Raw genomic sequence first — 21688 nt, forward strand, 5'->3', positions numbered from 1 at the left:
CGCTTACTTCAGCAGCCGCGCCAGTTCGACGGCGGTCTTGACGTTCATCTTGTCGAAGATGTGGGCGCGATGGACTTCCACGGTACGCATGCTGATGCCCAGTTCATCGGCAATGACCTTGTTCATCTTGCCGGCCAGGATCAGGTCCAGCACTTCGCGTTCACGCGCCGAAAGCGCCGCCAGGCGGCTCTGCACGGCATCTTCGGCACCACCGGCGCGCGAGCTTTCCAGGGCTTCCAGCACGCGATCCATCAGCTGGTTGTCATTGAAGGGCTTCTCGAAGAAATCGAAGGCGCCGTTCTTGAGCATATCGACCGCCATGGGCACATCGCCATGACCGGTCAGGAAGATCACCGGGCGCCGGTGCAGCAGCCCCTTGGTCTTGAGTTCGTTGAACAGCGCCACGCCGCTGGTGCCGGGCATGCGCACGTCCAGCAGCAGGCATTCGCCCTCGGCATCGATCCCGGTGGCATGGGTCAGCGCGGCCAATACGGCAGTGCCGCTCTCGTAGCCGACGGCAGCGATGTTGCGCGAGCGCGCCAGCCAGGTCAGCGAATCGCGGATGATTTCTTCGTCGTCGACTATGTGCAGCATCGGTATGCGGGCGGGGATTCCAGAGTGGGCAAGGCGTTTCGTTATTGTGGCTGCGTGCGCTGGGCAGGCAGCGAAAACCGGAAGATTGTACCGCCTGCCGGGTTATCGGTGTAAGTGAGCGTACCGCCGTGGAATTCGATGGTGGTGCGGCAGATGTTCAGACCCATGCCCATGCCCTCGGCCTTGGTCGAGAAGAAGGGCGAGAACAGGCGCGCCGCTACGTCCTCGGCAATCCCGTGCCCCTGGTCGATCACCGACACCGTGACCGATTCTGCACCATCGTCATTGCGAGTCAGCTCGGCGCTCACGCGCAGGATGCGGCGCGCCGACGGCACGGCGGCCATGGCCTGGATGCCGTTGCGGGTCAGGTTCAGGAGCACCTGTTCCAGCAGCACCTGGTCGCCCAGCACGGGCGGCAACGATTTGGGGACCTGCCACTGCAGCACCACGAAGAACTGTTGCGCCTGCAATTCGACCAGCGGCGCCACGTTCTCCACCAGTTGCCGGATCTGCAGTCGCTGGCGCGCCGGTTCACGCTTCTTGACGAACTGGTGCACGCTGCGGATCACATGGCCGGCCCGCTGGGCCTGGGCATGGATCTTCTCCAGCGCAGGTTGCAGCGCCTTGGGATCGGCCTGGCCCTGCTGCATCATGTTCAGCGCCCCGGTGGTATAGCTGGAGATGGCCGCCAGCGGCTGGTTCAGCTCGTGGGCCAGGGTCGAGGCGATCTCGCCCATGCTGGCCAGGCGGGCGCTGGCCTGCAGCTTTTCTTCCTGGGTGCGGTTGAGGTCTTCGGCGCGCTTGCGTTCGGAGATGTCGAGGATGGAGCCCATCCAGCCGGTCTGCCGGCCATCCTGGTCCACCAGCGGCGACTCGAAGATCAGCACCGGAAAGCGCTCGCCGTCGCGACGCTGGAAGATGGTCTCGAACTGCGGCGTGGCGCGCCCGGCCAGCACGTTGGAGAAGCGCTCCTGGTATTCATCCATGGCCTCCGGAGCCCAGTAGGGCATGGGCGGGATCTTGCCTACCAGCTCCTCGGGGGCGAAGCCGACCATCTTGCAGAAGGCCGGATTGACGTAGGTGATGCGGCCCTCCAGGTCGCGTGCGCGCATGCCGGTGACCAGTGAATTTTCCATCGCCGCGCGAAATACGGCTTCATTGAGCAGGGCCTTCTCGGCCTTGGTGCGCCGGTTGATGTCGCGCCACAAGGCCCACAGGCTCCACAGCAGGCCCAGCGAAAGCACCATCACCGAGCCCACCAGCAGATTGGGCAGGAGCTTGGGGGCGCTCTTGGTGCTGTTGGTATGCAGCACCAGGGTCAGGCCCGGCAGCTCCAGTTCGCGCCGGTGGGTATAGACGTTCAGGCCCGGTCCGCCCGAGGTGCGGCGGGCCACGACATTGTCGTCGGTATCGGTGAGCGAGATTTCATTGTCCTGCGCGAACCACCACGGCACCATCTCGTTGAGGATGCGCGCCACTGCGTAGCTGGCCACGAGGCTGCCGATGTAATGGTTGTCGCGAAACAGCGGCACATGATAATCCATGAGCATCGGCTCGGCGATGCCGGGCGGCACGGCCGGCGGGCTGTAGAGCGGGCGGTGCATCTGCTGCGCGCGGTCGGACGTCATCAGCGAAGGGGGCGAGAGATCGTTGCGACCGATAGGGAAATCGTCGGTGGAGGCCACCGCTCGCCCCTCGGCATTGAACCAGGTGACGCGATAGAACTCGCGGTTGTTGCGCAGCAGGGCATTCAAGCGGCTGCGGAAATGATCCCGGTGCAGGCGGCCATTGATGATCTCGCGGCCAATGATGCGCATGCTCTCGTCATCGCGACTCAACTGGAAGCGGATCGCCTGTTCCACCCACAGCGAATCGGCGATCAACTGTTCCAGCCGTTCGCTGGCTTCCATCTGCTGGGCCTGGCGCGGCAGCCAGATCAGCGTGACCAGAAACAGGCACATCAGCAGGAAGGGGATCAGCCAGCGCATGGTCGTCTTGCGGCCTGAGGCCTGCAACTGCGAGGCGGCATCGGGCTGGTGAGCGATCGGCGGTGGCGGGACGGTTTTCATGACGCCGCCAGTGTAGCCGCCCCCCAGGCCCGGCGCCAGCCTCCTGCGCAGCGGGAAGGTCAGGCAGCGGGACATTGTGGTTTTCCACAGTTGCCCTGCTTTGGTGAGGCCGCGAAAATTCGCGGGCACAATCCGGTTCTCATCAAGACCGGCCATATCCGAGAAGAACGAACAATCATTCAAACCTCACTGGGGAGACAAGCATGAAACTGAAGTCCATCGTCTTTGCGCTGGCTGCGGCCACCGTCGTCAATGTTGGCCTGGCTGCCAGCGCCTTCGCGCAGCAGCCCATCATCATCAAGTTCAGCCACGTGGTGGCCAACGACACGCCCAAGGGCAAGGCTGCCGAGCGTTTCAAGGAACTGGCCGAGAAGGCCACCCATGGCCGCGTGAAGGTCGAGGTCTATCCCAACAGCACCCTGTACAAGGACAAGGAAGAACTGGAAGCCCTGCAACTGGGCGCGGTGCAGATGCTGGCGCCGTCGCTGGCCAAGTTCGGTCCGCTGGGCGTCAAGGAGTTCGAGGTCTTCGACCTGCCCTACATCTTCCCCAGCAAGGACGTGCTCTATCGCGTCACCGAAGGCCCCATCGGCAAGTCCCTCTTCAAGAAGCTGGAGCCCAAGGGCATCACCGGTCTGGCTTACTGGGACAATGGTTTCAAGGTGATGTCGGCCAACAAGCCGCTGCATCATCCGTCCGATTTCCGTGGCCTGAAGATGCGCATCCAGTCCTCCAAGGTACTTGATGCACAGATGCGTGCACTGGGCGCCAACCCGCAGGTGCTGGCCTTCTCCGAGGTCTACCAGGCCCTGCAGACCGGCGTGGTCGACGGTACCGAGAACCCGCCCTCGAACCTGTACACCCAGAAGATGCACGAAGTGCAAAAGGACGTCACCGTCTCCAACCACGGTTACCTGGGCTATGCGGTCATCGTCAACAAGAAGTTCTGGGACGGCCTGCCCTCGGACGTGCGCACCGAGCTTGAAGGCGCCATGAAGGACGCCACCAAGTACGCCAACGCCATCGCCCAGCAGGAAAATGATGCGGCCCTGGCCGCCGTCGAAAAGTCCGGCAAGACCACCGTCTATCGTCTCACCGACGCCGAGAAGGCTGAATGGCGCAAGGCCCTGCTGCCGGTACAGCAGCAGATGGCCGGTCGCATCGGCAAGGACCTGATCGACGCCGTCAACAAGGAAGCGGCAGCTCTGGGTCAGAAGTAAGCATCATCGGCTGCATTGGCCGCCCGCCTGCGTAGCCAGGCGGGCGCCTCCCTGTAAAGACCAATCCGAACAAGCAATGTCATGGGCTGATACCACTACGGTATCGGCCTGCTGGCGCAAGGAGACTTCAATGAAGTTACTCGACCATCTGGAAGAGTGGCTGATCGCGTTCCTCATGGCCGCGGCCACCTTCATCATTTTCGTGGCGGTGGTACACCGCTACGCCTCCGGCCTGGATATTCCCTGGCTGCAGGACCGGCTCATCCAGATCAACATGAGCTGGGCCCAGGAGCTGTGCATCTACATGTTCGTGTGGATGGCCAAGTTCGGTGCCGCCTATGGCGTGCGCACCGGCATCCACGTCGGCGTCGACGTGCTGATCAACCGCATGAACACGCCGTGGCGCAACAAGTTCGTGCTCTTCGGCCTGTTTGCCGGCGCGCTCTTCACCGGTATCGTCGGCACCTTCGGCGCCGAATTCGTCTACGACATCGCCCAGCACGACAGCACCTCCGAAGTGATGGAGGTGCCGATGTGGATCGTCTATCTGGCCGTTCCGCTGGGTTCCTACCTGATGTGTTTCCGCTTCCTCCAGGTCGCGTGGAATTTCTACCGCACCGGCGACTTGCCCAAGCATGACCATGCCCACGTGGAAGGTCTGGACGAAGAAAGCAGCGGAGGTAAAGCATGAATGCACTGATCATTTTCGTCTTGCTGTTTGCCCTGATGCTGACCGGGATGCCCATCTCGATCTCGCTGGGCCTGACTGTCCTGACCTTCCTCTTCACGATGACCGACGTGCCTATCCAGTCGGTGGCTCTGAAGCTGTTTACCGGGATCGAGAAGTTCGAGATCATGGCGATCCCGTTCTTCATCCTGGCCGGCAACTTCCTCACCCATGGGGGGGTGGCGCGGCGCATGATCAACTTCGCCACGTCCATGGTCGGCCACTGGCATGGCGGCCTGGCCCTGGCCGGCGTGCTGGCCTGCGCGCTGTTCGCGGCGGTTTCGGGTTCCTCGCCGGCGACCGTGGTGGCCATCGGTTCCATCATCCTGCCGGCGATGGTCAATCAGGGCTTCCCCAAACGCTTCGGCGCGGGTGTCATCACCACCTCCGGCGCACTGGGCATCCTGATCCCACCTTCCATCGTGATGGTGATGTATTCGGTCTCCACCAATACCTCGGTGGGCAAGCTGTTCATGGCGGGCGTGGTACCGGGTCTGCTGCTGGCCTTCCTGCTGGGGCTGACTACCTGGTTCCTGGCGCGCAAGAACAACTACCCGCGCCTGAAGAAGGCGACCTGGGCCGAGCGCGGCGCCGCCTTCCGCAAGAGTGGCTGGGGCCTGTTCCTGGTGGTCATCGTCATGGGCGGCATCTACAGCGGCGTATTCACGCCCACCGAAGCGGCAGCCATGGCGGCGGTGTACGCCTTCTTCATCGCCGTGTTCGTCTACAAGGACATGAGCCTCAAGCAGGTCCCCAAGGTGCTGCTCGATTCGGCGTCGATGTCGGCCATGCTGCTCTACATCATCACCAACGCGGTGCTGTTCTCCTTCCTGGTGACCAGCGAGAACATCCCGCAGACGATGGCAGCCTGGATCACCGATTCCGGCCTGGGACCGATCACCTTCCTGCTGGTGGTCAACGTGCTGCTGCTGCTGGCCGGTAACGTCATGGAGCCTTCGTCCATCGTGCTGATCCTGGCGCCGATCCTGTTCCCGGTGGCGATGAAGCTGGGTATCGACCCGGTGCACTTCGGCATCCTCATCGTGGTCAACATGGAAGTGGGCATGTGCCATCCGCCGGTGGGCCTGAACCTGTACGTGGCCTCGGGCATCACCAAGATGGGCATCACCGAACTGACCGTCGCGGTCATGCCGTGGCTGCTGACCATGCTCGGTTTCCTGGCGCTGGTGACGTACTGGCCGGCCCTGTCGCTGTGGCTGCCCAACCTGATCTACAACTGATCGGCGATGACGTCATGAGACGATGAAATCGGCACCGCGAGGGTGCGCACCAGGTCGGTGCCGATTTCGTCAGATGTCTGTCAAGTTGCTGAAAAGTATGTTGGTTTTGCCCTGAAAAAGTGCTTTGAAACGGCACGAAGTGCTGCTAAAGTGCGGGCTTTGCTGAATCGGCAGATGGTGTTTGCCGTCCCGGCAATCGAGTTTTTGCAAACAAGTTTTTCTAGTGAGTTGTTGATGTACTTGCCTCACCGGTGACCCCTCCGACACATCGGAACGGGCGCAGCGAGGCAGCACCGAATACAAAGCGGGTGGTGCATAACAAACGGTATCGATACCGGGAAACTGAGGAGACGTGCATTCGATTGAAACCGTTCAAACGGTCGGGAATGCATCAGGAGTATTTTGAAGGCGCATCCGCGGATGCGCCTTTTTTCTTGGCGTGGCGTGGTCGTGATGGGTCGTATAAATCGTTTATACGGTTTATATTTTTTGCATCGGGCGACGGCGCATCAGTCCAATATGCGCGCTCCCTGTGGCGTGGACACCACAGCACGCAGGCTGGCGTGCTTTGCTTGCTTCAAGACGATACGTGCATCGGCCAGTCCGATGCTCTGCCAGGCCACCTGCAATTGCTGCGCGGCGGGATGTTCCAGGACCAGTTGCTGCAAGCGGCATCCGCGCTCGGGCAGGGCGCTGGCCGGGTGCGCTGCGCTGAGCCACTGGATCAGGGAGGGCATCACGCCCGCGCAGGCCGGGGCACCATCGGCAGCAATGGTGATGAGCCAGTCCAGTGTGCCCCGCTGCATGGGTTCGATGACACCGGGTGCGATGGGGCTGGCAGCTACCGCGGCGGTGATATCGCTGGTGCGCGCCACCCAGTGCGCCAGACGCGGTGCGGCATCGGCGGGCAAGTCATCCATGCCGAACCAGCGTGGGCGGTCCGGCGTTTGCGCTTGCGGATCGATGGCGATCACTTCCAGATAGAACCCTTCGCCCAGCGACAGCAGGGCATTGTGCGTACCCAGCCGCACATGCTGTCCGCCGATGCGCGGCGCCATGGAAACGCCCAGGCGCTGCTCCACCCAGGCCATGCCGGCCTCCAGCGTGGATGCGGTCACGACCAGGTGGTCGGGGGCGGTGTGCAAGGGGGTAGCGGTCATGCGGTCTCCAGGAAGTTTTGCCCGATGGTATCAAGCCCGTGCCTGAATTGCTTACAATAGGCGCCCCAGGCCCTTGCCGCGATTGCCCGGTTTTCCCATGACCCCTGCCGACTCCCCGTTGACCGCTCTGTTCTCTGCCGTGGTGCACACGCCCTTCGGCGGCATGGGCATCCGCACCCGGGCGGGAGCGCTGGTGGAGATGGTGTATCTGCCGCCGCACTACGCCGAGCAGGACGCCAGCGATGCCGTGGCCGCGCAGGCGGTGCAGCAGATCACGCATTATCTGGCCGATCCTGGCTATCGTTTCGCATTGCCGCTGCAGGCCGTCGGCAGTGCGTTCCAGCAGCGTGTCTGGCAAGCCATTGCCGAGATCCCCTGCGGTCAGGTGCTGACCTATGGGCAGCTTGCCAGGCGTATCCAGTCCGCACCGCGCGCGGTAGGGCAGGCCTGTGGCGCCAACTGGTATCCGCTGGTGATTCCCTGTCATCGCGTGACGGCCGCAGGTGGCCTGGGCGGTTTCTCGCATCATGACGACGAAGATGGCTTCCACCTCGAGGTCAAGCGCTGGCTGCTGCGCCACGAAGGCGTGACCGGATACTGACGCACGGGCATGGGACGCACCACACCAAAGATCGAAGCCCCGTCCGTGAGCCGCGAGGCCATCGACGAATTCTGCGACACCCTGTGGCTGGAAGATGGCCTGTCCAAGAACACGCTGGAAGCCTACCGCCGCGACATGACCCTGTACGCCCACTGGCTCTATCAGGAGCGCGCCAAGGCGCTCTACGACACGCAGGCCGAAGACCTCAACGCCTACTTCGCCGCGCGCCATGATGCCACCAAGCCCAGCTCGTCCAATCGCCGCCTCGCCGTCCTGAAGCGCTTTTTCCAGCTGGCCTTGCGGCAGCACCATGTGGCCGCCGATCCTTGCCTGAAGCTGCGCTCGGCACGCCAGCCGCAGCGCCTGCCCAAGACCATGTCGGAGGCGCAGGTGGAGGCGCTGCTGGCAGCGCCCGATGTCTCCACGCCGCTGGGTCTGCGCGATCGCGCCATGATCGAACTGATGTATGCCAGCGGTTTGCGGGTGTCGGAACTGGTGAGCTTGAAAAGCATCGAGGTCGGCATGAATGAGGGCGTCTTGCGCGTCACCGGCAAGGGCAGCAAGACGCGCCTGGTGCCGTTCGGTGAGGAAGCGGGAGCGTGGATGGCGCGTTATCTGGCCGAGGCGCGCAGCCAGATCCTGCAGGGGCAGATCGATGATGCGCTCTTCGTCACCGCCCGCGGCGGGCCGATGACGCGCCAGATGTTCTGGACGCTCATCAAGAAATACGCGCTGCAGGCCGGCATCACCGTCCGTCTGTCGCCGCACACCTTGCGCCATGCCTTTGCCACGCACCTGCTCAACCATGGCGCCGACCTGCGCGTGGTGCAGCTGCTGCTGGGCCATGCCGACATCTCGACCACCCAGATCTACACGCATGTAGCGCGCGAACGCTTGAAGCAACTGCATGCCGCACATCACCCCCGCGGCTGATCTTGCGGCATAATGTGCGCCCATGACGGCCCGACCGGCCTGTGCGCCGGTCAGCCTGCCGTCAGGAAGACACCGATGAGCGCCAAGAAAGAACACATCTCCGAAACCCCCGCCACGCAATTCCTGCGCAAGCAGGGCGTGGTCTTCACCGAGCATCCCTACGATTACGAGGAGCACGGCGGCACCTCGGTGTCTTCGCGCGAACTGGGCGTGGACGAGCATGCGGTCATCAAGACCCTGGTGATGCAGGACGAGGCCGCCAAGCCGCTGCTGGTGCTCATGCACGGCGACTGCAAGGTCTCCACCAAGAACCTGGCGCGCCAGATTGGCTGCAAGTCGGTCGAGCCGTGCAAGCCGGAAGTGGCCAACCGCCACTCGGGTTTCCTGATCGGCGGCACCTCGCCCTTCGGCACGCGCAAGACCATGCCGGTTTATGTGGAGTCGACCATCCTCGAACTCGACAAGATCTACATCAACGGCGGACGCCGGGGATTTCTGGTCGGCATCGATCCGGCCGTGATCCTGAAGGTGCTGCCGGCCAAGGCGGTGCAGTGTGCACTGGCCGACGCAGCCTGAGCCTGTGCGACCTGCCCGCCACCCCCGAATGACAGAGACAACAGAAAGCCCCTCCTCATGTACAACATCCTCTTTGCCCTCGCGGCCTATCTGATCGGTTCGCTGTCCTTTGCGGTGCTGGTCTCCAAGCTGTTTGGCCTGTCCGACCCGCGCACCTATGGTTCGAAGAATCCGGGCGCGACCAATGTTCTGCGCAGCGGCAACAAGAAGGCGGCTGCGCTGACCCTGCTGGGTGACGGTTTCAAGGGTTGGCTGGCAGTGTGGCTGGCACAGAAGTTCGGCCCGCAGTTTGGCGTGGACGATACCGGCATTGCGCTGGTGACTCTGGCCGTCTTCCTGGGCCATCTGTGGCCGGTGTTCTTCCGCTTTGTCGGCGGCAAGGGCGTGGCCACTGCGCTGGGCATCCTGCTGGCGCTGGATCCGTGGCTGGGCCTGGCGACGCTGGCGACCTGGCTGGCGGTGGCCTTCGCCTTCCGCTATTCGTCGCTGGCGGCGCTGGTGGCAGCGCTGTTTGCGCCGTTCTACTACGGCCTGTTGTTCGGTACTACCGATGGCATTCTGCTGGCGGTGGTGGCCATGGCGGCCCTGCTGATCTATCGCCATCGCAAGAACATCGGCAACCTGCTGGCGGGCAAGGAAAGCCGCATTGGCGACAAGAAGAAGGCTGCCAAGTAAGGCCAGGTAAGGCCAGTTAAGGCCAGTTAAGGCCAGGCAAGCCTGCCGATTGGATTGGAAAGAAGGGCCGCAATTTGCATTGCGGCCCTTTTTGCTTATATCGTTTAAATAATTTACGTGATTCAGGCAGTAGTGGTGTCTTCCTGTCGCTGCGGCGGCCGCAACTCATCCAGCGGCCAGCGCGGGCGTACGCCAAAACCGTATTCCTTGCGCGCCGCACCCGGCTCCTCACGCAGGCGCATGGCACCGGCGAAGGCGATCATGGCACCGTTGTCGGTGCAGAATTGCAGTTCCGGATAGAAGACTTCATAACGCCGCTTGGCTGCCGCCGCATCGAGGGCCGCGCGCAGCTGCGCATTGGCACCCACGCCGCCGGCGATGACCAGACGCTTCAGGTTGGTCTGTTTCAGGGCCGTCATGCACTTGGCCACCAGCACGTCCACGATGGCATCGACGAAACCGCGCGCGATGTTGGCCTTGTCCTGTTCGCAGATGTTTGCGCTGTGCTGCTTGACCACGGTGAGTACCGCCGTCTTCAAGCCCGAGAAACTGAAATCGAGATTCTTGGAGTGCAGCATCGGACGCGGCAATTGATAAGCATTCGGATCGCCGAACTCGGCCAGGCGCGAAATCGCCGGCCCGCCCGGATAGCCCAGTCCCAGCAGCTTGGCCGACTTGTCGAAGGCTTCGCCAGCCGCGTCATCCAGAGTTTCGCCCAGAAGTTCATAACGCCCCACGCCATCCACGCGCATCAACTGCGTATGCCCGCCCGAGACGAGCAAGGCGATGAAGGGAAAGCGCGGCGGCTTGCTCGCCAGCAGGGGCGAGAGCAGATGACCCTCCAGGTGATGGATGCCCAGCACCGGCTTGTCCAGCGCCAGACCCAGCGCGCAGGCCACGGACGCACCCACCAGCAGCGCTCCGGCCAGACCCGGCCCCTGGGTGTAGGCGATGGCATCGATGTCAGTGGCGGGCACTCCGGCATCGGCCAGAGTTTGCGTGAGCAGCGGAATGGCGCGGCGGATGTGGTCGCGCGAGGCCAGCTCGGGGACGACACCGCCGTATTCCTGGTGCATGGCAATCTGCGAATGCAGGGCATGCGCCAGCAGACCGCGCTCGGTGTCGTACAGAGCGAGGCCGGTTTCGTCACAGGAAGATTCGACGCCGAGAACTAACATGGGATGCACTCAATGAAGCCGCCGCACCAGCGCAGGAGCACCGTGCGGCAAAGGCGCTATTGTAAAGGAAAGCCGCCGCACCAGCGCTGCAGCTGGGGCATCCGGCGCTTTTGGTGTACCCTTCGCCCATGTCAAACGATGCCCACATTCCTGCTCCGGCTGCGGCCGTCGAGCCTGCCTCCGGCACTGCGCTGCCGTCAGCGGCCCCCTTCGCCGCCGCCCGTTTCATCAAGGAAATCGGACGCGGCAAGGACGGTGCCCGCAGTCTTTCGCGCGAGGATGCGCAATTGCTGTACGCCGCCATGCTCGAGGGCCGCGTCAGCGATCTCGAACTCGGCGGCATCCTCTTGTCCATGCGCATCAAGGGCGAGTCTGTCGACGAGATCGCCGGCTTCCTGGCCGCCGCCGAGGCTTCGTTCACACCCTTGCGTGCGCCCGCAGGGCCCTATGCACCGGTGGTGCTGCCCAGCTACAACGGCTCGCGCAAGATGGCCAACCTGACCCCGTTGCTGTGCCTGCTGCTGGTGCGTCGCGGCGTGCCGGTGCTGATGCACGGCGTCACGCAGGACCCGCAGCGCGTGACCAGCGCCGAGATCTTTACCGCCCTGGGCGTGCCTCATGCGGCGTCGGCGGCCGAGGTCGAAGCCCGCATGGCCGCCAGGCTGCCGGCCTTCATCCCGATCGCCGCCCTGGCACCCGCAGTGGCCCGCCTGCTGAACCTGCGTCGCATCCTGGGGGTACGTAATTCCACCCACACACTGGTCAAGATCATGCAGCCGTTCGCGCAGCCCGCATTGCGTCTGACGTCGTACACCCATCCGGAATATCTGGAGATGCTGACCGACTACTTCAGTCATGCCGCCCCGCATGATCGCGGTGATGCCTTCCTGATGCGCGGTACCGAAGGCGAGACCGTGGCCAATGCGCGGCGGGCCCAGCGCATCGACTGGTTCAGTCGCGGCATGCGCACCGTGCTGGTGGAGAAACAGAGCGTGGCCGAGGATCTGCCGGATCTGCCCGATGGACAGGACGCCGCTGCGACCGCAGCCTGGATCATGGAGGTGCTGGAAGACCGCCGTCCGGTCCCGCAGGCCATCGCCGAGCAGGTCGATCACTGTGTCGACGTGGCCGCGCGCGTGGGAGGCAACCTGCCTGCCACGTGAACGATGTGCCACAGAGGATCCCGTGAGGCGGGAAGCTGACATGTTGACAGGGTGTGCGCGCAAGCACAGTGGCCTGCGACCGATCCTGCACAGGCCGGCGATAAGAAAACAACGCGAAGAAGCAGGATCCCAGGGGGGGGCGGGATCGTGATTCGGAGAGGTGGGAAACTGGGAGAAAACGTCAGGAAATCATGCGACCGACGCTACGCACGAGCGTGAAAGCGTGAGATCGTCTTCAGGTGCGTGATCGACGACGCGGGGTGGTCTTGGTGGCCGGAATGATCTTCTCGGCCGCCTGGATAGCAAGCTGGGAGAAGGCGAAGATCACTTCCTTGACGATCTTGCGCTGGGGCGCGGGCAGATTGATGAACGCCTCGAAGGCTTCGCGTTCGCGGTAGCCGATGGCTTCTTCCCAGCGGGCGCGACGCTTGTCGATGCGCTTGCTGAGTTCTTCGCCGAAGCGCAGATGCTGTGGCGTGACAATGAGCCACTCGGCCAGCGTTTCCAGCTTGTCCTGCTTGGGCATTGACTCCCCCAGCAGCCAGCGGCGTACCCCATGCAGGGTCATCGGCTTGCCCCAGTAACGCAGATTGAATTCCCTTTCCAGAACGGCGGGCTTGGGTTCGTATCCAGCTTTTTCCATCGCTGCGCGCAGGCGCTTGGCGAATTTTTGATTGGCGGTTTCCATGATTTCGAAGGTACTTTGAGGTAGCGCTTTCCGGGGTACGTTTGCTTCCGAGGTGAGTTACGCCGCAAACGTGATTTATACTCACTGCCTTGAACGTCTGCGCCATCGCTCCGGCAACGGGTCGCACGCCACCCCGCCGAAGCAGTTCCGGCAAGCATTTCCGGCCGATGGGAAAGCGTCCATGTGCAAGTCTCCACAGCGATCTTTGGTGCAGTGTGCAGCCGCATTTGGCACGGTGCGCCGTGCACAGATGTCAGGTCATCAGGCCACTGCAAGTACGTCGTGGAGAGTTTGTTGCAGGGCCGGCCGGGTGCATCGCATGCTTGGCGCAGGAGGGACGATGCCGGTCTTGTGATGTCTGCATTGTCGGTCCAGATGTCTTGCGTGTGCATCGGGCAGGCGCAAATTTTTAAGGTTTGTGTCCGTCGCGAGACACGCGCCGTGGTACGCGATGCGGGCTTTACGATCTGGCGCGGCGCGGCATTTCGCGCCCGAAGCGCGCTAGAATAGCGGGACAGAGAAAAGGGGAACCGGGCATCCGGTGAATGAATAGCCGATATCTTTCCCATTCCACGGGGATGGAATTTTGTTAGATAATTCGGTCCACCCTTTTGGGGGGGCAGCAAGGTCCGAAAACTTTCCGGACAGTCACACGAGCAGCAGGCTGGTTGCAACTAATCGAACAAATCAAAGAAGTCAGCAGCATCCTTGTGGTACGTTTTTGTTACGTAACTTTTTGATGTTCCCGCAATGACGCCTGTGGCGTCGCGTCAGTGGCATGGTTTCCTGCCGCACGCGATGCGGCCAGCTCCATTGCGGGATGGAACGCGGCGACCCGTGGAGATGCCACGGCGATCGACTGACGTCCTGCAGCCCGCTACGCCATGTCGGCAGCGTGGGTGCGCCGGGACGGAACGGCCGCGATACCGAGCAGGCGTGCTGTCCTGCGGGCTCCCAGCGATCGCCCGCGTGGAAGGTGCGCACCCGAGCCAGGTCCGACGATGTCAGCTTCCTTTCATTTCCTGCTGTTGGCCTTCGCCTTGCTGGTCGCCAGCCTGTCGTCCTATGCGGCCTTGGAGGTCTCCGAGCGCATCGTGCTGCAGGAAGCCCAGCGTCGCCGGCTATGGCTCTCGGTAGGGGCGGTCGTGTTCGGCATGGGCGTGTGGGGCGCCATGCTGCTGACCGTGGCCTCGCTGGACACCCCCGTGCGCATTGGTTTCGATGCGCGCATGGTGGTGCTGGCCCTGTTGCTGTGCCTGGCCAGCGCCTTTTACCTGATGCACCTGACGGGCATGCGGCGCCCCCATTCCACCCGCCTGGTGATCGGCGGGTTGGCCATCGGCGCAGCCTTCAATGCTGCCTTCCACATTGCGCTGCGCTCCATGACGCTGGTGCCGCCCGTGCTGTACGACACGCACCTGCTGATCCTGGCGCTGGTGGTATCGGAGGTGCTGGCGGTGTTCATCGTCACGCTCTTTTCGGCCAGCAACGGACGCAAGCCCATGACCGGTTCGCTCAACTCGCAGCAGGCTCGTCGCGTGCTGGCCGCCTTGCTGGTGGGTGCCGGAGTGGTGTCGGCGGCGGTGGCCGGGCTGCGTGCTCTGCGCATCGACCCGCAGACGCAGGGCCTGGCCGGAGAAGGCATCACGCGTGAGCATCTGGTCAATGGCCTGGTGTTCCTGGCCTTCCTGGCCATGGCGCTGGCGCTGGTGGTCAGCGGCGTGCAGCGCAACCAGGTCTTGAAGAAGATCGTCGGTCGCACCAATGACAAGCTGCTGCACTTTGCCACCCATGATGTACTCACCGGCCTGCCCAACCGGGCTTTGCTGGCGGACCGCATCCAGCATGCGGTAGAGGTGGCGCGCCGCAATGGCAGGCCGTTCGCGGTGCTGTTCATGGATCTCGATGGCTTCAAGGCCATCAACGATTCGCTCGGCCATGCCGTCGGGGATGGCCTGCTGGTGGCCGTGGCGCAACGTATCCGCGCCTGCATCCGGGGCGAGGACATGGTGGCGCGCATTGGTGGCGACGAGTTCGTGGTGGTGATGAGCAATCTCTCCACGCCCGAGGTGGTGGAGCAGTTGTCGGAAAACATCCTGGCCGTATTGCGCCAGGATTTCCAGATCGAGGACGCGACCCTGCGCGTGACCTCCAGCATCGGCATTGCCGTCTATCCCAACAGTGGGGAGTCGGTCGATGCCCTGATGAAGAATGCTGACGCCGCCATGTACGAGGCCAAGCAGAGCGGTCGCAATACCTATCGCTTCTTCGAACCAGCCATGCACGCCAGTGCCATGCGCCATCTGCAGGTGCGGCAGGCACTGCAGCAGGCCATCGACGGCCAGCAGTTCCGCCTGCATTTCCAGCCCAAATATCGTGGCGCCGGCAAGGAACTGACCGGGCTGGAAGCCCTGCTGCGCTGGCATCATCCTGAACTGGGCGAGATGGCGCCGTCCGAATTCATTCCCATCGCCGAGCGTTCGGGCCAGATCCTCAGCATCGGCGACTGGGTGCTGCAGGCGGTGTGCAGGCAGATCGCCTGCTGGGATGCGGCCGGGATGAAGCCGGTCAAGGTGGCCATGAACCTGTCGCCGCTGCAGATGCGCAGCGATCTGGTGGACAGCATCGTCGAGGTGGTCAGCGCAGCCGGCATCGCGCCGCAGCGGCTCATGTTCGAGATCACGGAAACGGCCGCCATGAAGGATGTGGAGCGCACCACGCGGGTGGTGCGCGAGCTGCAGTCACTGGGCTTCGACATTGCCATCGATGACTTCGGCACCGGCTATTCCAGCCTGGCCTATCTGGCGCAGTTCCACTGCCGGCAGGTCAAGATCGATCGTTTCTTTACCTCGCGCCTGGACCTGGAGGACCACTCCGGACGCGCCATCGTGGCCGCCATCATCGCGCTGGCACATGCCCTGCAGATGGAAGTGGTGGCCGAAGGGGTGGAGACCGAAGGGCAGTTGCGCGAACTGCAGCTGCTGCATTGTGATCAGGTGCAGGGCTTCCTGCTGGGGCGACCGGATGAGCCCTTGAGCGTGCCCGGACTGGTCAATGCCAGCAATGACGATCTGTTTGCGGCCGGCAGCGTGATCAAACGCTGAGTTCGCCGCGTTGCGCGCGGCGCTGTATGACCCGCAGATAGGCCAGCAGTCCTGCACCCACCAGGCCGAGACTGACACTGTTGGCCAGCCAGAATCCGGCCGGACCGCGCAGGGCCGACGGTGTCACGCCCAGCGGATCGAGTCCCAGCAGATAACCGCCGCCCAGACCCACCCCCCACAGCGTGACCGCGTAGATGACGGTGGGCACCACCGCCACCTTGTAGGCACGCAGCACGAAGGCCGTGGTCACCTGCATGGAATCGAACAGCTGGTAGAAAGCGATGTAGAGGAACAGCGGCAGTGCCGCACTGACGATGACCGGGTCCGGCGTATAGGCGCGAATGATATGCCCCCGCAGGAACCAGACGATCACGCCGATGACCACCGACAGCGACACCGCCAGGCGTATGCCGGCACGGCCGATCTTTCTGGCCTCAGGCATGTTGCCGCCGCCGATGGCTTGCGCCACCAGCGTGCCGGTGGCGCTGGCAATGGACAGCGGCAGCATGTAGAGCACCGTGCCGACATTGGCCGTGATCTGATGTCCGGCCACCGGGACAGCACCGAGGCGCGCGATGAACACCGCCATCAAGGTGAAGGCGGTGACCTCGATGAAATAGGACATGCCGATCGGAATGCCCAGTCGCAGCAGGGTGCGCTGGCTTTTCCAGGAGGGCGCGACGAAACCGCTGCCAAACAGCTTGAGCGGACGATACAGGGGCAGGCGGGCGACCAGCATCCAGGCCGCGATCATCATCAGCCAGGCGATGAGGGTGGTGGCGATGGCGCAGCCTGGGCCGCCGAAGGCCGGCAGTCCCAGGCCGCCGAAGATGAGCAGGGCATTGAGCGGGAGCTTCAGCAGCAGTCCGCCCAGTTGCAGGGCCATCACCATCTTGGGCCGTGCCAGTGCCGTATTGAGCGAGGAATAGACGCGGAAGAACAGCGTGGCCGGCAGCGCCAGTGCTTCGATGCGCAGGTACAGCGTGGCCTTTTCCACCAGTTCCGGCGAAGCCTTGGCCAGCGCCAGGAAGAGCGGCGAGAACATCAGGATCAGGGAGCCCACGATGGACAGCAGTACGGCCAGCCACAGGCCCTGCTTGACCTCGTGGCCGATCTCGCCCGTGCGACCGGCGCCGAAGAGCTGGCCGATGGTGGGCTGCAGCGCCTGCAATACGCCCGACAGGCCGACGAAGACGCTCACGTAGATCGACACGCCCAGTGCCAGCGCGCCCAGGTCCAGGGCCGAAAAGCGCGAGACCATGGCGGTATCGATGACGCCATTGGCGATGATGGCCAGCTGCCCGATCAGCAGTGGCCAGGCCAGCCGCGCGATGCGGCCGACGTGATGGCGGGAGGAGAGGGCGGGCAGTTCAGTGGTCACGCGGCGATGGTCCCCGATCAGCGACCGGCGCGGCGATACAGGCGGAAGCGCTCGTCGCGGTCGGAGGGCCGGCGGCCTTCCCAGAGCATGCGCCAGTTGCCAGGGTACTGGCGCAGCATGAGCGAGGCATCCTGGTTGCTGATGTCATCCTGCAGCAGCAGGTAGTCGCAGCTCTGGTCGCGCTCGTCGGCAAAGCGCACGTTGCCGAAGTAGGCGAAGGAAGCGCGCTGGGCCGGACCGACATTGGTCTGTACGCATTGCTTGACCGAGCCCAGTTTCGATTCGATCTGTTCGGCCACGCCTGCATAGCTCTTGCCATAGTTGACCCAGGGTAGCCACAGTGTCATCAGCAGTACCCAGCACAGGATCACGCCGCCCGAGGACAGCACGACCGCGCGCCACAGTACCGAAGGACGGCGCGAGATGCGCCAGTGCACCACGACGATCCAGGCGATGGTGGCGGCCACGGCTATGGCCAGGGAAATCCAGGTGAAGCCGGGTTTGAAGCCGGGGGCCAGCTTGTAGGCATTGCGGGCGATCTGCGCCGGCCAGCCGGTTTCCTTGGCGATCCAGCCGATCCAGATGAAGGCGGCCGAGGTGGTCAGCGTCATTACCGAGAACCAGTCCACCGCATTGATGGCGCCGCGCTTCATGGTCGGCAGGCCGAAGGCGGCCAGGATCGCCAGTGCCGGCAGCAGCGGCAGCAGCATGCCTTCTTCACGATGCACGTTGATGAGCACCAGCAGCGTGATGGGGATCAGGAAGGCCAATGGCAAGGCGATGTGCAGCGAACCCAGCTGACGTCGCCAGGCGTACAGCGCCCAGCCGGCGAAAGGCCAGGCGGGCCAGGCGAACCAGACGCCGTACTTGCCGAGGAAGGCCAGGGTGGACAGCGTCGGACGATTGAGCTGGTAGATGTTCCAGCTCATCCACAGTTCGAACTGGCTGGCCGCTTCGGCCGGGATAAGGTGCTGCAAGGCCACCACCCATACCGCGCTGATGAGCAGGGCCAGCGGCAGTGCCAGCAACAGCAAGCGGCTCATGGCGCGGCCGTCCTTGCGCAGGAGCGCCAGCAGCACCAGCGCGATGAGCACCCCAGCCGGCAGCAGCCAGCCATAGGTCAGCACCAGCATGCCCAGCGCCAGGCCCAGCCACATGCCGTGACGCCACTTGCCGGCATCGAACACACGCGCCGCGCCGAACATGGCATAGGCCACCAGCGCGATCTGCAGGGTCTTGGGACTGGTCTCGTGGCTGTGCAGCAGCAGGCCGAGGAAACCGAGATAGATCAGGAAGGCGCCATCGGCCAGGGTACGGCCGAAGTCCTTGGGCTCGGGCTGGCCGCCGAAGGCCAGCTTCAAGGGCTGTGCTTCGGCGCGGCGACCCAGCAGGTAGGTGGTGTACCAGATCGACATGGAGCCGACCAGGAAGCAGCCCACCACCGAGATGCGCGCGGCCAGCGGGTCGCCCAGCAGCCAGCCGAAGAGTTTGATGCAGATTGCACCAAACCAGTAGGCCAGCGGGCTTTCGGCCGGCAGCGGCAGGCCGGCCACGTTGGGGGTGAGCCAGTCGGTCAGCGTGCCGTGGGCCATGGTCCACATGATGCCGAAGCTGGTGGCGTCCTCGTTCTTCCACGGATCGCGGCCGATCAGGCCGGGCAGGATGTAGAGGAGGGCAAGCGCAAGCAGGACCATGCGCGGAAGCGCATTGGTCGCGGCGGCGGGAAGACGGACTGGCTTCATCAAGATCTTGTTGCTCTTGTTCTGTGCTGCGTGTTGGGTGATGCGCTGGCCGGAGGGCCTGGGCCGCGCGGTCGCCGTTGTGTTCGGCGGCTGGTGTTTTTTTAGCAGGCCCTATTGTGCAGGAAAACCCGGTAAAAAGTTGTTTCTGTCTGCTACATCGTGGTGCAGGCGCGGCCTGGGCACCACCGAAGATCCAAACAAAAAAGGCAGCCGGAGCTGCCTTTTTTGAGGGAAGTACAGATTACGCCTTCGAGACCGCAGTCTTCGAACCGACGGAACCGAACTTCTGGCGGAACTTCTCGACGCGGCCAGCGGTGTCGACGATCTTGTGCTTGCCGGTGTAGAACGGGTGCGATTCGGAGGACACTTCGATCTTCACCAGGGGATATTGCTTGCCTTCGAACTCGGCGGTTTCGCGGGTGCCGATGGTCGAGCGGGTGATGAACTTGAAGTCGTTCGACATGTCGTGGAACAGGACTTCGCGGTAATCCGGGTGGATGCCTTCTTTCATGATTGCCTCAAGAGTAGTTTGGTAGCCAATCGCCACTTCGTCGGTCGCCCTGCTTCTTGACCCGATTGATGATCACTTGCCGGTTTGGAAAAGTCCGAAATTATACAGTGGAATCAGGGGCTTGGGTCAAGGCGGGCAAGCGCCCGGGCCGGTGCGGCGTGGTATTTCAGATGAAAACGCGCCCCGCTTGTTTCCCATCGGGCAATGAAAAACGGCATGTCCGGTGAGGGACATGCCGTTTTCCGATACTGCCAAGGACTTAGTTGCTTTGATGAACTTAGTTGCCCCGGCGCATCATGTCGAAGAACTCGGCGTTGTTCTTGGTGGACTTCATCTTGTCGAGGATGAATTCCATCGCCTCGATTTCATCCATGTCGTACATGAGCTTGCGCAGCACCCAGATCTTTTGCAGCTGGTCCGGCTTGATCAACAGCTCTTCGCGGCGGGTGCCGGACTTGGAGAGGTTGATGGCGGGGTAGACACGCTTCTCGGCCAGGCGACGTTCCAGGTGCACTTCCATGTTGCCGGTGCCCTTGAATTCTTCGTAGATCACGTCATCCATGCGCGAACCGGTTTCGATCAGAGCGGTGGCGATGATGGTCAGCGAGCCGCCTTCTTCGACGTTACGTGCCGCGCCGAAGAAACGCTTCGGGCGTTGCAGCGCGTTGGCATCCACACCGCCGGTGAGCACCTTGCCGGAGGCCGGGATCACGGTGTTGTAGGCGCGTGCCAGACGGGTGATCGAGTCCAGCAGGATGACCACGTCCTTCTTCATTTCCACCAGGCGCTTGGCCTTTTCCAGCACCATCTCGGCGACCTGCACGTGACGCGTGGCCGGTTCGTCGAAGGTGGAGGCGACCACTTCGCCGCGCACCGAGCGCTGCATTTCGGTCACTTCTTCAGGACGTTCGTCGATGAGCAGCACGATCATCACGGTGTCCGGATGATTGGTGGTGATGGCGTGGGCGATGTGTTGCAGCATCACCGACTTGCCCGACTTGGGCGAGGCCACCAGCAGGCCGCGCTGGCCGCGGCCGACCGGGGCGATCAGGTCGATGATGCGGCCGGTGATGTTTTCCTCGCCGCGCATGTCGCGCTCCAGCTGCAAGAGCTTGTTGGGATGCAGGGGCGTGAGGTTTTCAAACAGGATGCGGTGCTTGGAGGCTTCCGGCGGTTCGCCGTTGACCTTGTCGACCTTGACCAGGGCGAAATAGCGCTCGCCATCCTTGGGCGTGCGCACTTCACCTTCGATGGAGTCGCCGGTGTGCAGGTTGAAACGACGGATCTGCGAAGGCGAGATGTAGATGTCGTCGGTGGACGCCATGTAGCTGGCGTCGGGCGAGCGCAGGAAGCCGAAGCCGTCAGGCAACACTTCGAGGGCGCCATCGCCAAAAATCTGTTCTCCTGATTTTGCGCGCTTCTTCAGGATGGCAAACATCAGCTCCTGTTTGCGCAGGCGCGCAGCATTCTCGATGTCCAGGCTGATGGCCATTTCCAGCAAGGCAGAGACGTGCATCGCTTTTAGTTCTGATAAGTGCATATGAGTGTCCCGGGACGGGATAAGTAAAGGTGGGGGAGGGAATTGCGTGGTGTGGATCTAGGATAAAGCCGGGCGTCCTGTGCCGGGCGGACGGCAGCGCGAGCGCGCCGCCGTCGGATGTTACATCAGAATCAGATGTTGCTGTCGATGAACGAGACCAGCTGACCCTTGGCCAGTGCGCCGACCTTCTGGGCAGCGGCTGCGCCGTTCTTGAACAGGATGAGGGTCGGGATGCCGCGAATGCCGAACTTGGCCGGGATGGCCTGGTTGGAATCCACGTCCAGCTTGGCGATCTGCAGCTTGCCGTCGTATTCCTTGGCGACTTCTTCCAGGATCGGGGCGATGGCCTTGCAGGGACCGCACCATTCGGCCCAGAAATCAACCAGCACGGGCTTGTCGGACTTCAGCACATCGGCTTCGAAGGAGGCGTCAGTAATATGTTTGATATGTTCGCTCATGGCATTTCCTCGAGATGAGGCAGTGGTGTAATTAGTCAATCAGCGCCGTGGACACATACCATCAGGCCTGGCGTGAGCCATCAACGCTTCCGGAGTTGCTAGGTCTACGTGGAGTCGTTGCGCGCCG

General features: G+C 63.0%; 19 protein-coding genes. 9 read left to right on the forward strand and 10 right to left on the reverse strand.

The window, feature by feature from the left end:
• Nucleotides 1-3: 3 nt before the first annotated feature.
• Nucleotides 4-594, reverse strand: coding sequence for a response regulator transcription factor (locus HNO82_RS02890; protein ID WP_008325747.1), 591 nt, complete (start codon nucleotides 592-594; stop codon nucleotides 4-6).
• Between the two features lie 41 nt (nucleotides 595-635).
• Nucleotides 636-2663, reverse strand: a complete 2028-nt coding sequence (locus HNO82_RS02895; protein WP_034349758.1) for a two-component system sensor histidine kinase NtrB — start codon at nucleotides 2661-2663, stop codon at nucleotides 636-638.
• A 203-nt stretch (nucleotides 2664-2866) separates the two neighbouring features.
• Between HNO82_RS02895 and HNO82_RS02900 the strand changes: the two genes are divergently transcribed.
• From HNO82_RS02900 to HNO82_RS02910, 3 genes are all read left to right on the forward strand, one after another.
• Complete coding sequence (locus tag HNO82_RS02900; protein WP_175342688.1) at nucleotides 2867-3883, forward strand: TRAP transporter substrate-binding protein; 1017 nt, start codon at nucleotides 2867-2869, stop codon at nucleotides 3881-3883.
• Between the two features lie 130 nt (nucleotides 3884-4013).
• Nucleotides 4014-4574: a TRAP transporter small permease gene (locus tag HNO82_RS02905; protein WP_175342689.1), complete on the forward strand. Its 561-nt coding sequence runs from the start codon at nucleotides 4014-4016 to the stop codon at nucleotides 4572-4574.
• On the forward strand, nucleotides 4571-5851 hold the full coding sequence (locus HNO82_RS02910) for a TRAP transporter large permease (protein WP_175342690.1): 1281 nt from the start codon (nucleotides 4571-4573) through the stop codon (nucleotides 5849-5851). Before HNO82_RS02905 ends, HNO82_RS02910 begins: the two co-directional genes overlap by 4 nt.
• A 509-nt stretch (nucleotides 5852-6360) precedes the next feature.
• Here the strand turns inward: HNO82_RS02910 and HNO82_RS02915 are convergent.
• Nucleotides 6361-7011 carry a VOC family protein gene (locus HNO82_RS02915; protein WP_175342691.1) on the reverse strand — a complete coding sequence of 217 codons (651 nt, stop codon included), beginning with the start codon at nucleotides 7009-7011 and terminating at the stop codon, nucleotides 6361-6363.
• Between the two features lie 97 nt (nucleotides 7012-7108).
• Between HNO82_RS02915 and HNO82_RS02920 the strand changes: the two genes are divergently transcribed.
• The 4 genes from HNO82_RS02920 to plsY all read left to right on the forward strand — a co-directional run bounded on the left by HNO82_RS02920 (nucleotide 7109) and on the right by plsY (nucleotide 9796).
• Entirely contained in the window at nucleotides 7109-7612 is a 504-nt protein-coding gene (locus tag HNO82_RS02920; protein WP_175342692.1) for a methylated-DNA--[protein]-cysteine S-methyltransferase, read from the forward strand.
• 9 nt (nucleotides 7613-7621) lie between these two features.
• Nucleotides 7622-8545 carry a site-specific tyrosine recombinase XerD gene (gene xerD, locus HNO82_RS02925; RefSeq protein ID WP_175342693.1) on the forward strand — a complete coding sequence of 308 codons (924 nt, stop codon included), beginning with the start codon at nucleotides 7622-7624 and terminating at the stop codon, nucleotides 8543-8545.
• A gap of 75 nt (nucleotides 8546-8620) precedes the next feature.
• Nucleotides 8621-9121, forward strand: coding sequence for an aminoacyl-tRNA deacylase (locus tag HNO82_RS02930; RefSeq protein WP_175342694.1), 501 nt, complete (start codon nucleotides 8621-8623; stop codon nucleotides 9119-9121).
• A gap of 57 nt (nucleotides 9122-9178) precedes the next feature.
• Nucleotides 9179-9796, forward strand: a complete 618-nt coding sequence (gene plsY / locus HNO82_RS02935) for a glycerol-3-phosphate 1-O-acyltransferase PlsY (RefSeq protein ID WP_008325770.1) — start codon at nucleotides 9179-9181, stop codon at nucleotides 9794-9796.
• Between the two features lie 122 nt (nucleotides 9797-9918).
• Here plsY and tsaD read toward each other — a convergent pair whose 3' ends face one another.
• Nucleotides 9919-10974 (reverse strand): tRNA (adenosine(37)-N6)-threonylcarbamoyltransferase complex transferase subunit TsaD, encoded by a 1056-nt coding sequence (tsaD, locus tag HNO82_RS02940; RefSeq protein WP_008325771.1) that lies wholly within the window; start codon nucleotides 10972-10974, stop codon nucleotides 9919-9921.
• A 128-nt stretch (nucleotides 10975-11102) separates the two neighbouring features.
• Between tsaD and ybiB the strand changes: the two genes are divergently transcribed.
• Nucleotides 11103-12137: a DNA-binding protein YbiB gene (gene ybiB, locus HNO82_RS02945; RefSeq protein ID WP_175342695.1), complete on the forward strand. Its 1035-nt coding sequence runs from the start codon at nucleotides 11103-11105 to the stop codon at nucleotides 12135-12137.
• Nucleotides 12138-12372: 235 nt separating this feature from the next.
• On the opposite strand, the gene HNO82_RS02950 is transcribed toward ybiB, so the two are convergent.
• Nucleotides 12373-12825, reverse strand: coding sequence for an XRE family transcriptional regulator (locus HNO82_RS02950; RefSeq protein ID WP_175342696.1), 453 nt, complete (start codon nucleotides 12823-12825; stop codon nucleotides 12373-12375).
• A 1001-nt stretch (nucleotides 12826-13826) separates the two neighbouring features.
• Between HNO82_RS02950 and HNO82_RS02955 the strand changes: the two genes are divergently transcribed.
• Complete coding sequence (locus tag HNO82_RS02955; RefSeq protein ID WP_175342697.1) at nucleotides 13827-15929, forward strand: putative bifunctional diguanylate cyclase/phosphodiesterase; 2103 nt, start codon at nucleotides 13827-13829, stop codon at nucleotides 15927-15929.
• Here HNO82_RS02955 and HNO82_RS02960 read toward each other — a convergent pair.
• The 5 genes from HNO82_RS02960 to trxA all read right to left on the reverse strand — a co-directional run bounded on the left by HNO82_RS02960 (nucleotide 15919) and on the right by trxA (nucleotide 21561).
• A complete protein-coding gene (locus HNO82_RS02960) occupies nucleotides 15919-17310 on the reverse strand; it encodes an MATE family efflux transporter (RefSeq protein WP_008325776.1) in 1392 nt (463 codons plus the stop codon). The two genes, HNO82_RS02955 and HNO82_RS02960, sit on opposite strands and share 11 nt — an antisense overlap.
• Before the next feature lie 17 nt (nucleotides 17311-17327).
• Nucleotides 17328-19052, reverse strand: a complete 1725-nt coding sequence (locus tag HNO82_RS02965; protein ID WP_175342698.1) for an ArnT family glycosyltransferase — start codon at nucleotides 19050-19052, stop codon at nucleotides 17328-17330.
• A gap of 241 nt (nucleotides 19053-19293) precedes the next feature.
• Nucleotides 19294-19563 carry a type B 50S ribosomal protein L31 gene (locus tag HNO82_RS02970; RefSeq protein WP_008325780.1) on the reverse strand — a complete coding sequence of 90 codons (270 nt, stop codon included), beginning with the start codon at nucleotides 19561-19563 and terminating at the stop codon, nucleotides 19294-19296.
• Nucleotides 19564-19840: 277 nt separating this feature from the next.
• Entirely contained in the window at nucleotides 19841-21103 is a 1263-nt protein-coding gene (gene rho, locus HNO82_RS02975) for a transcription termination factor Rho (protein ID WP_008325783.1), read from the reverse strand.
• A 131-nt stretch (nucleotides 21104-21234) separates the two neighbouring features.
• The gene (gene trxA / locus HNO82_RS02980) at nucleotides 21235-21561 is read right to left on the reverse strand and encodes a thioredoxin TrxA (RefSeq protein ID WP_006462943.1); all 327 of its coding nucleotides are present in this window, start codon (nucleotides 21559-21561) and stop codon (nucleotides 21235-21237) included.
• Nucleotides 21562-21688 lie beyond the last annotated feature (127 nt).

Origin of the sequence: Herbaspirillum sp. C9C3 (assembly GCF_013359625.1) — a bacterium.
In the GTDB taxonomy this organism is placed as follows: Bacteria; Pseudomonadota; Gammaproteobacteria; order Burkholderiales; family Burkholderiaceae_D; genus Herbaspirillum.

Coding starts and splice junctions, on each gene's coding strand:
- HNO82_RS02890 (WP_008325747.1), bottom strand. CDS start 594: ATGCTGCACATAGTCGACGACGAAGAAATCATCCGCGATTCGCTGACC.
- HNO82_RS02895 (WP_034349758.1), bottom strand. CDS start 2,663: ATGAAAACCGTCCCGCCACCGCCGATCGCTCACCAGCCCGATGCCGCC.
- HNO82_RS02900 (WP_175342688.1), top strand. CDS start 2,867: ATGAAACTGAAGTCCATCGTCTTTGCGCTGGCTGCGGCCACCGTCGTC.
- HNO82_RS02905 (WP_175342689.1), top strand. CDS start 4,014: ATGAAGTTACTCGACCATCTGGAAGAGTGGCTGATCGCGTTCCTCATG.
- HNO82_RS02910 (WP_175342690.1), top strand. CDS start 4,571: ATGAATGCACTGATCATTTTCGTCTTGCTGTTTGCCCTGATGCTGACC.
- HNO82_RS02915 (WP_175342691.1), bottom strand. CDS start 7,011: ATGACCGCTACCCCCTTGCACACCGCCCCCGACCACCTGGTCGTGACC.
- HNO82_RS02920 (WP_175342692.1), top strand. CDS start 7,109: ATGACCCCTGCCGACTCCCCGTTGACCGCTCTGTTCTCTGCCGTGGTG.
- xerD (WP_175342693.1), top strand. CDS start 7,622: ATGGGACGCACCACACCAAAGATCGAAGCCCCGTCCGTGAGCCGCGAG.
- HNO82_RS02930 (WP_175342694.1), top strand. CDS start 8,621: ATGAGCGCCAAGAAAGAACACATCTCCGAAACCCCCGCCACGCAATTC.
- plsY (WP_008325770.1), top strand. CDS start 9,179: ATGTACAACATCCTCTTTGCCCTCGCGGCCTATCTGATCGGTTCGCTG.
- tsaD (WP_008325771.1), bottom strand. CDS start 10,974: ATGTTAGTTCTCGGCGTCGAATCTTCCTGTGACGAAACCGGCCTCGCT.
- ybiB (WP_175342695.1), top strand. CDS start 11,103: ATGTCAAACGATGCCCACATTCCTGCTCCGGCTGCGGCCGTCGAGCCT.
- HNO82_RS02950 (WP_175342696.1), bottom strand. CDS start 12,825: ATGGAAACCGCCAATCAAAAATTCGCCAAGCGCCTGCGCGCAGCGATG.
- HNO82_RS02955 (WP_175342697.1), top strand. CDS start 13,827: ATGTCAGCTTCCTTTCATTTCCTGCTGTTGGCCTTCGCCTTGCTGGTC.
- HNO82_RS02965 (WP_175342698.1), bottom strand. CDS start 19,052: ATGAAGCCAGTCCGTCTTCCCGCCGCCGCGACCAATGCGCTTCCGCGC.
- HNO82_RS02970 (WP_008325780.1), bottom strand. CDS start 19,563: ATGAAAGAAGGCATCCACCCGGATTACCGCGAAGTCCTGTTCCACGAC.
- rho (WP_008325783.1), bottom strand. CDS start 21,103: ATGCACTTATCAGAACTAAAAGCGATGCACGTCTCTGCCTTGCTGGAA.
- trxA (WP_006462943.1), bottom strand. CDS start 21,561: ATGAGCGAACATATCAAACATATTACTGACGCCTCCTTCGAAGCCGAT.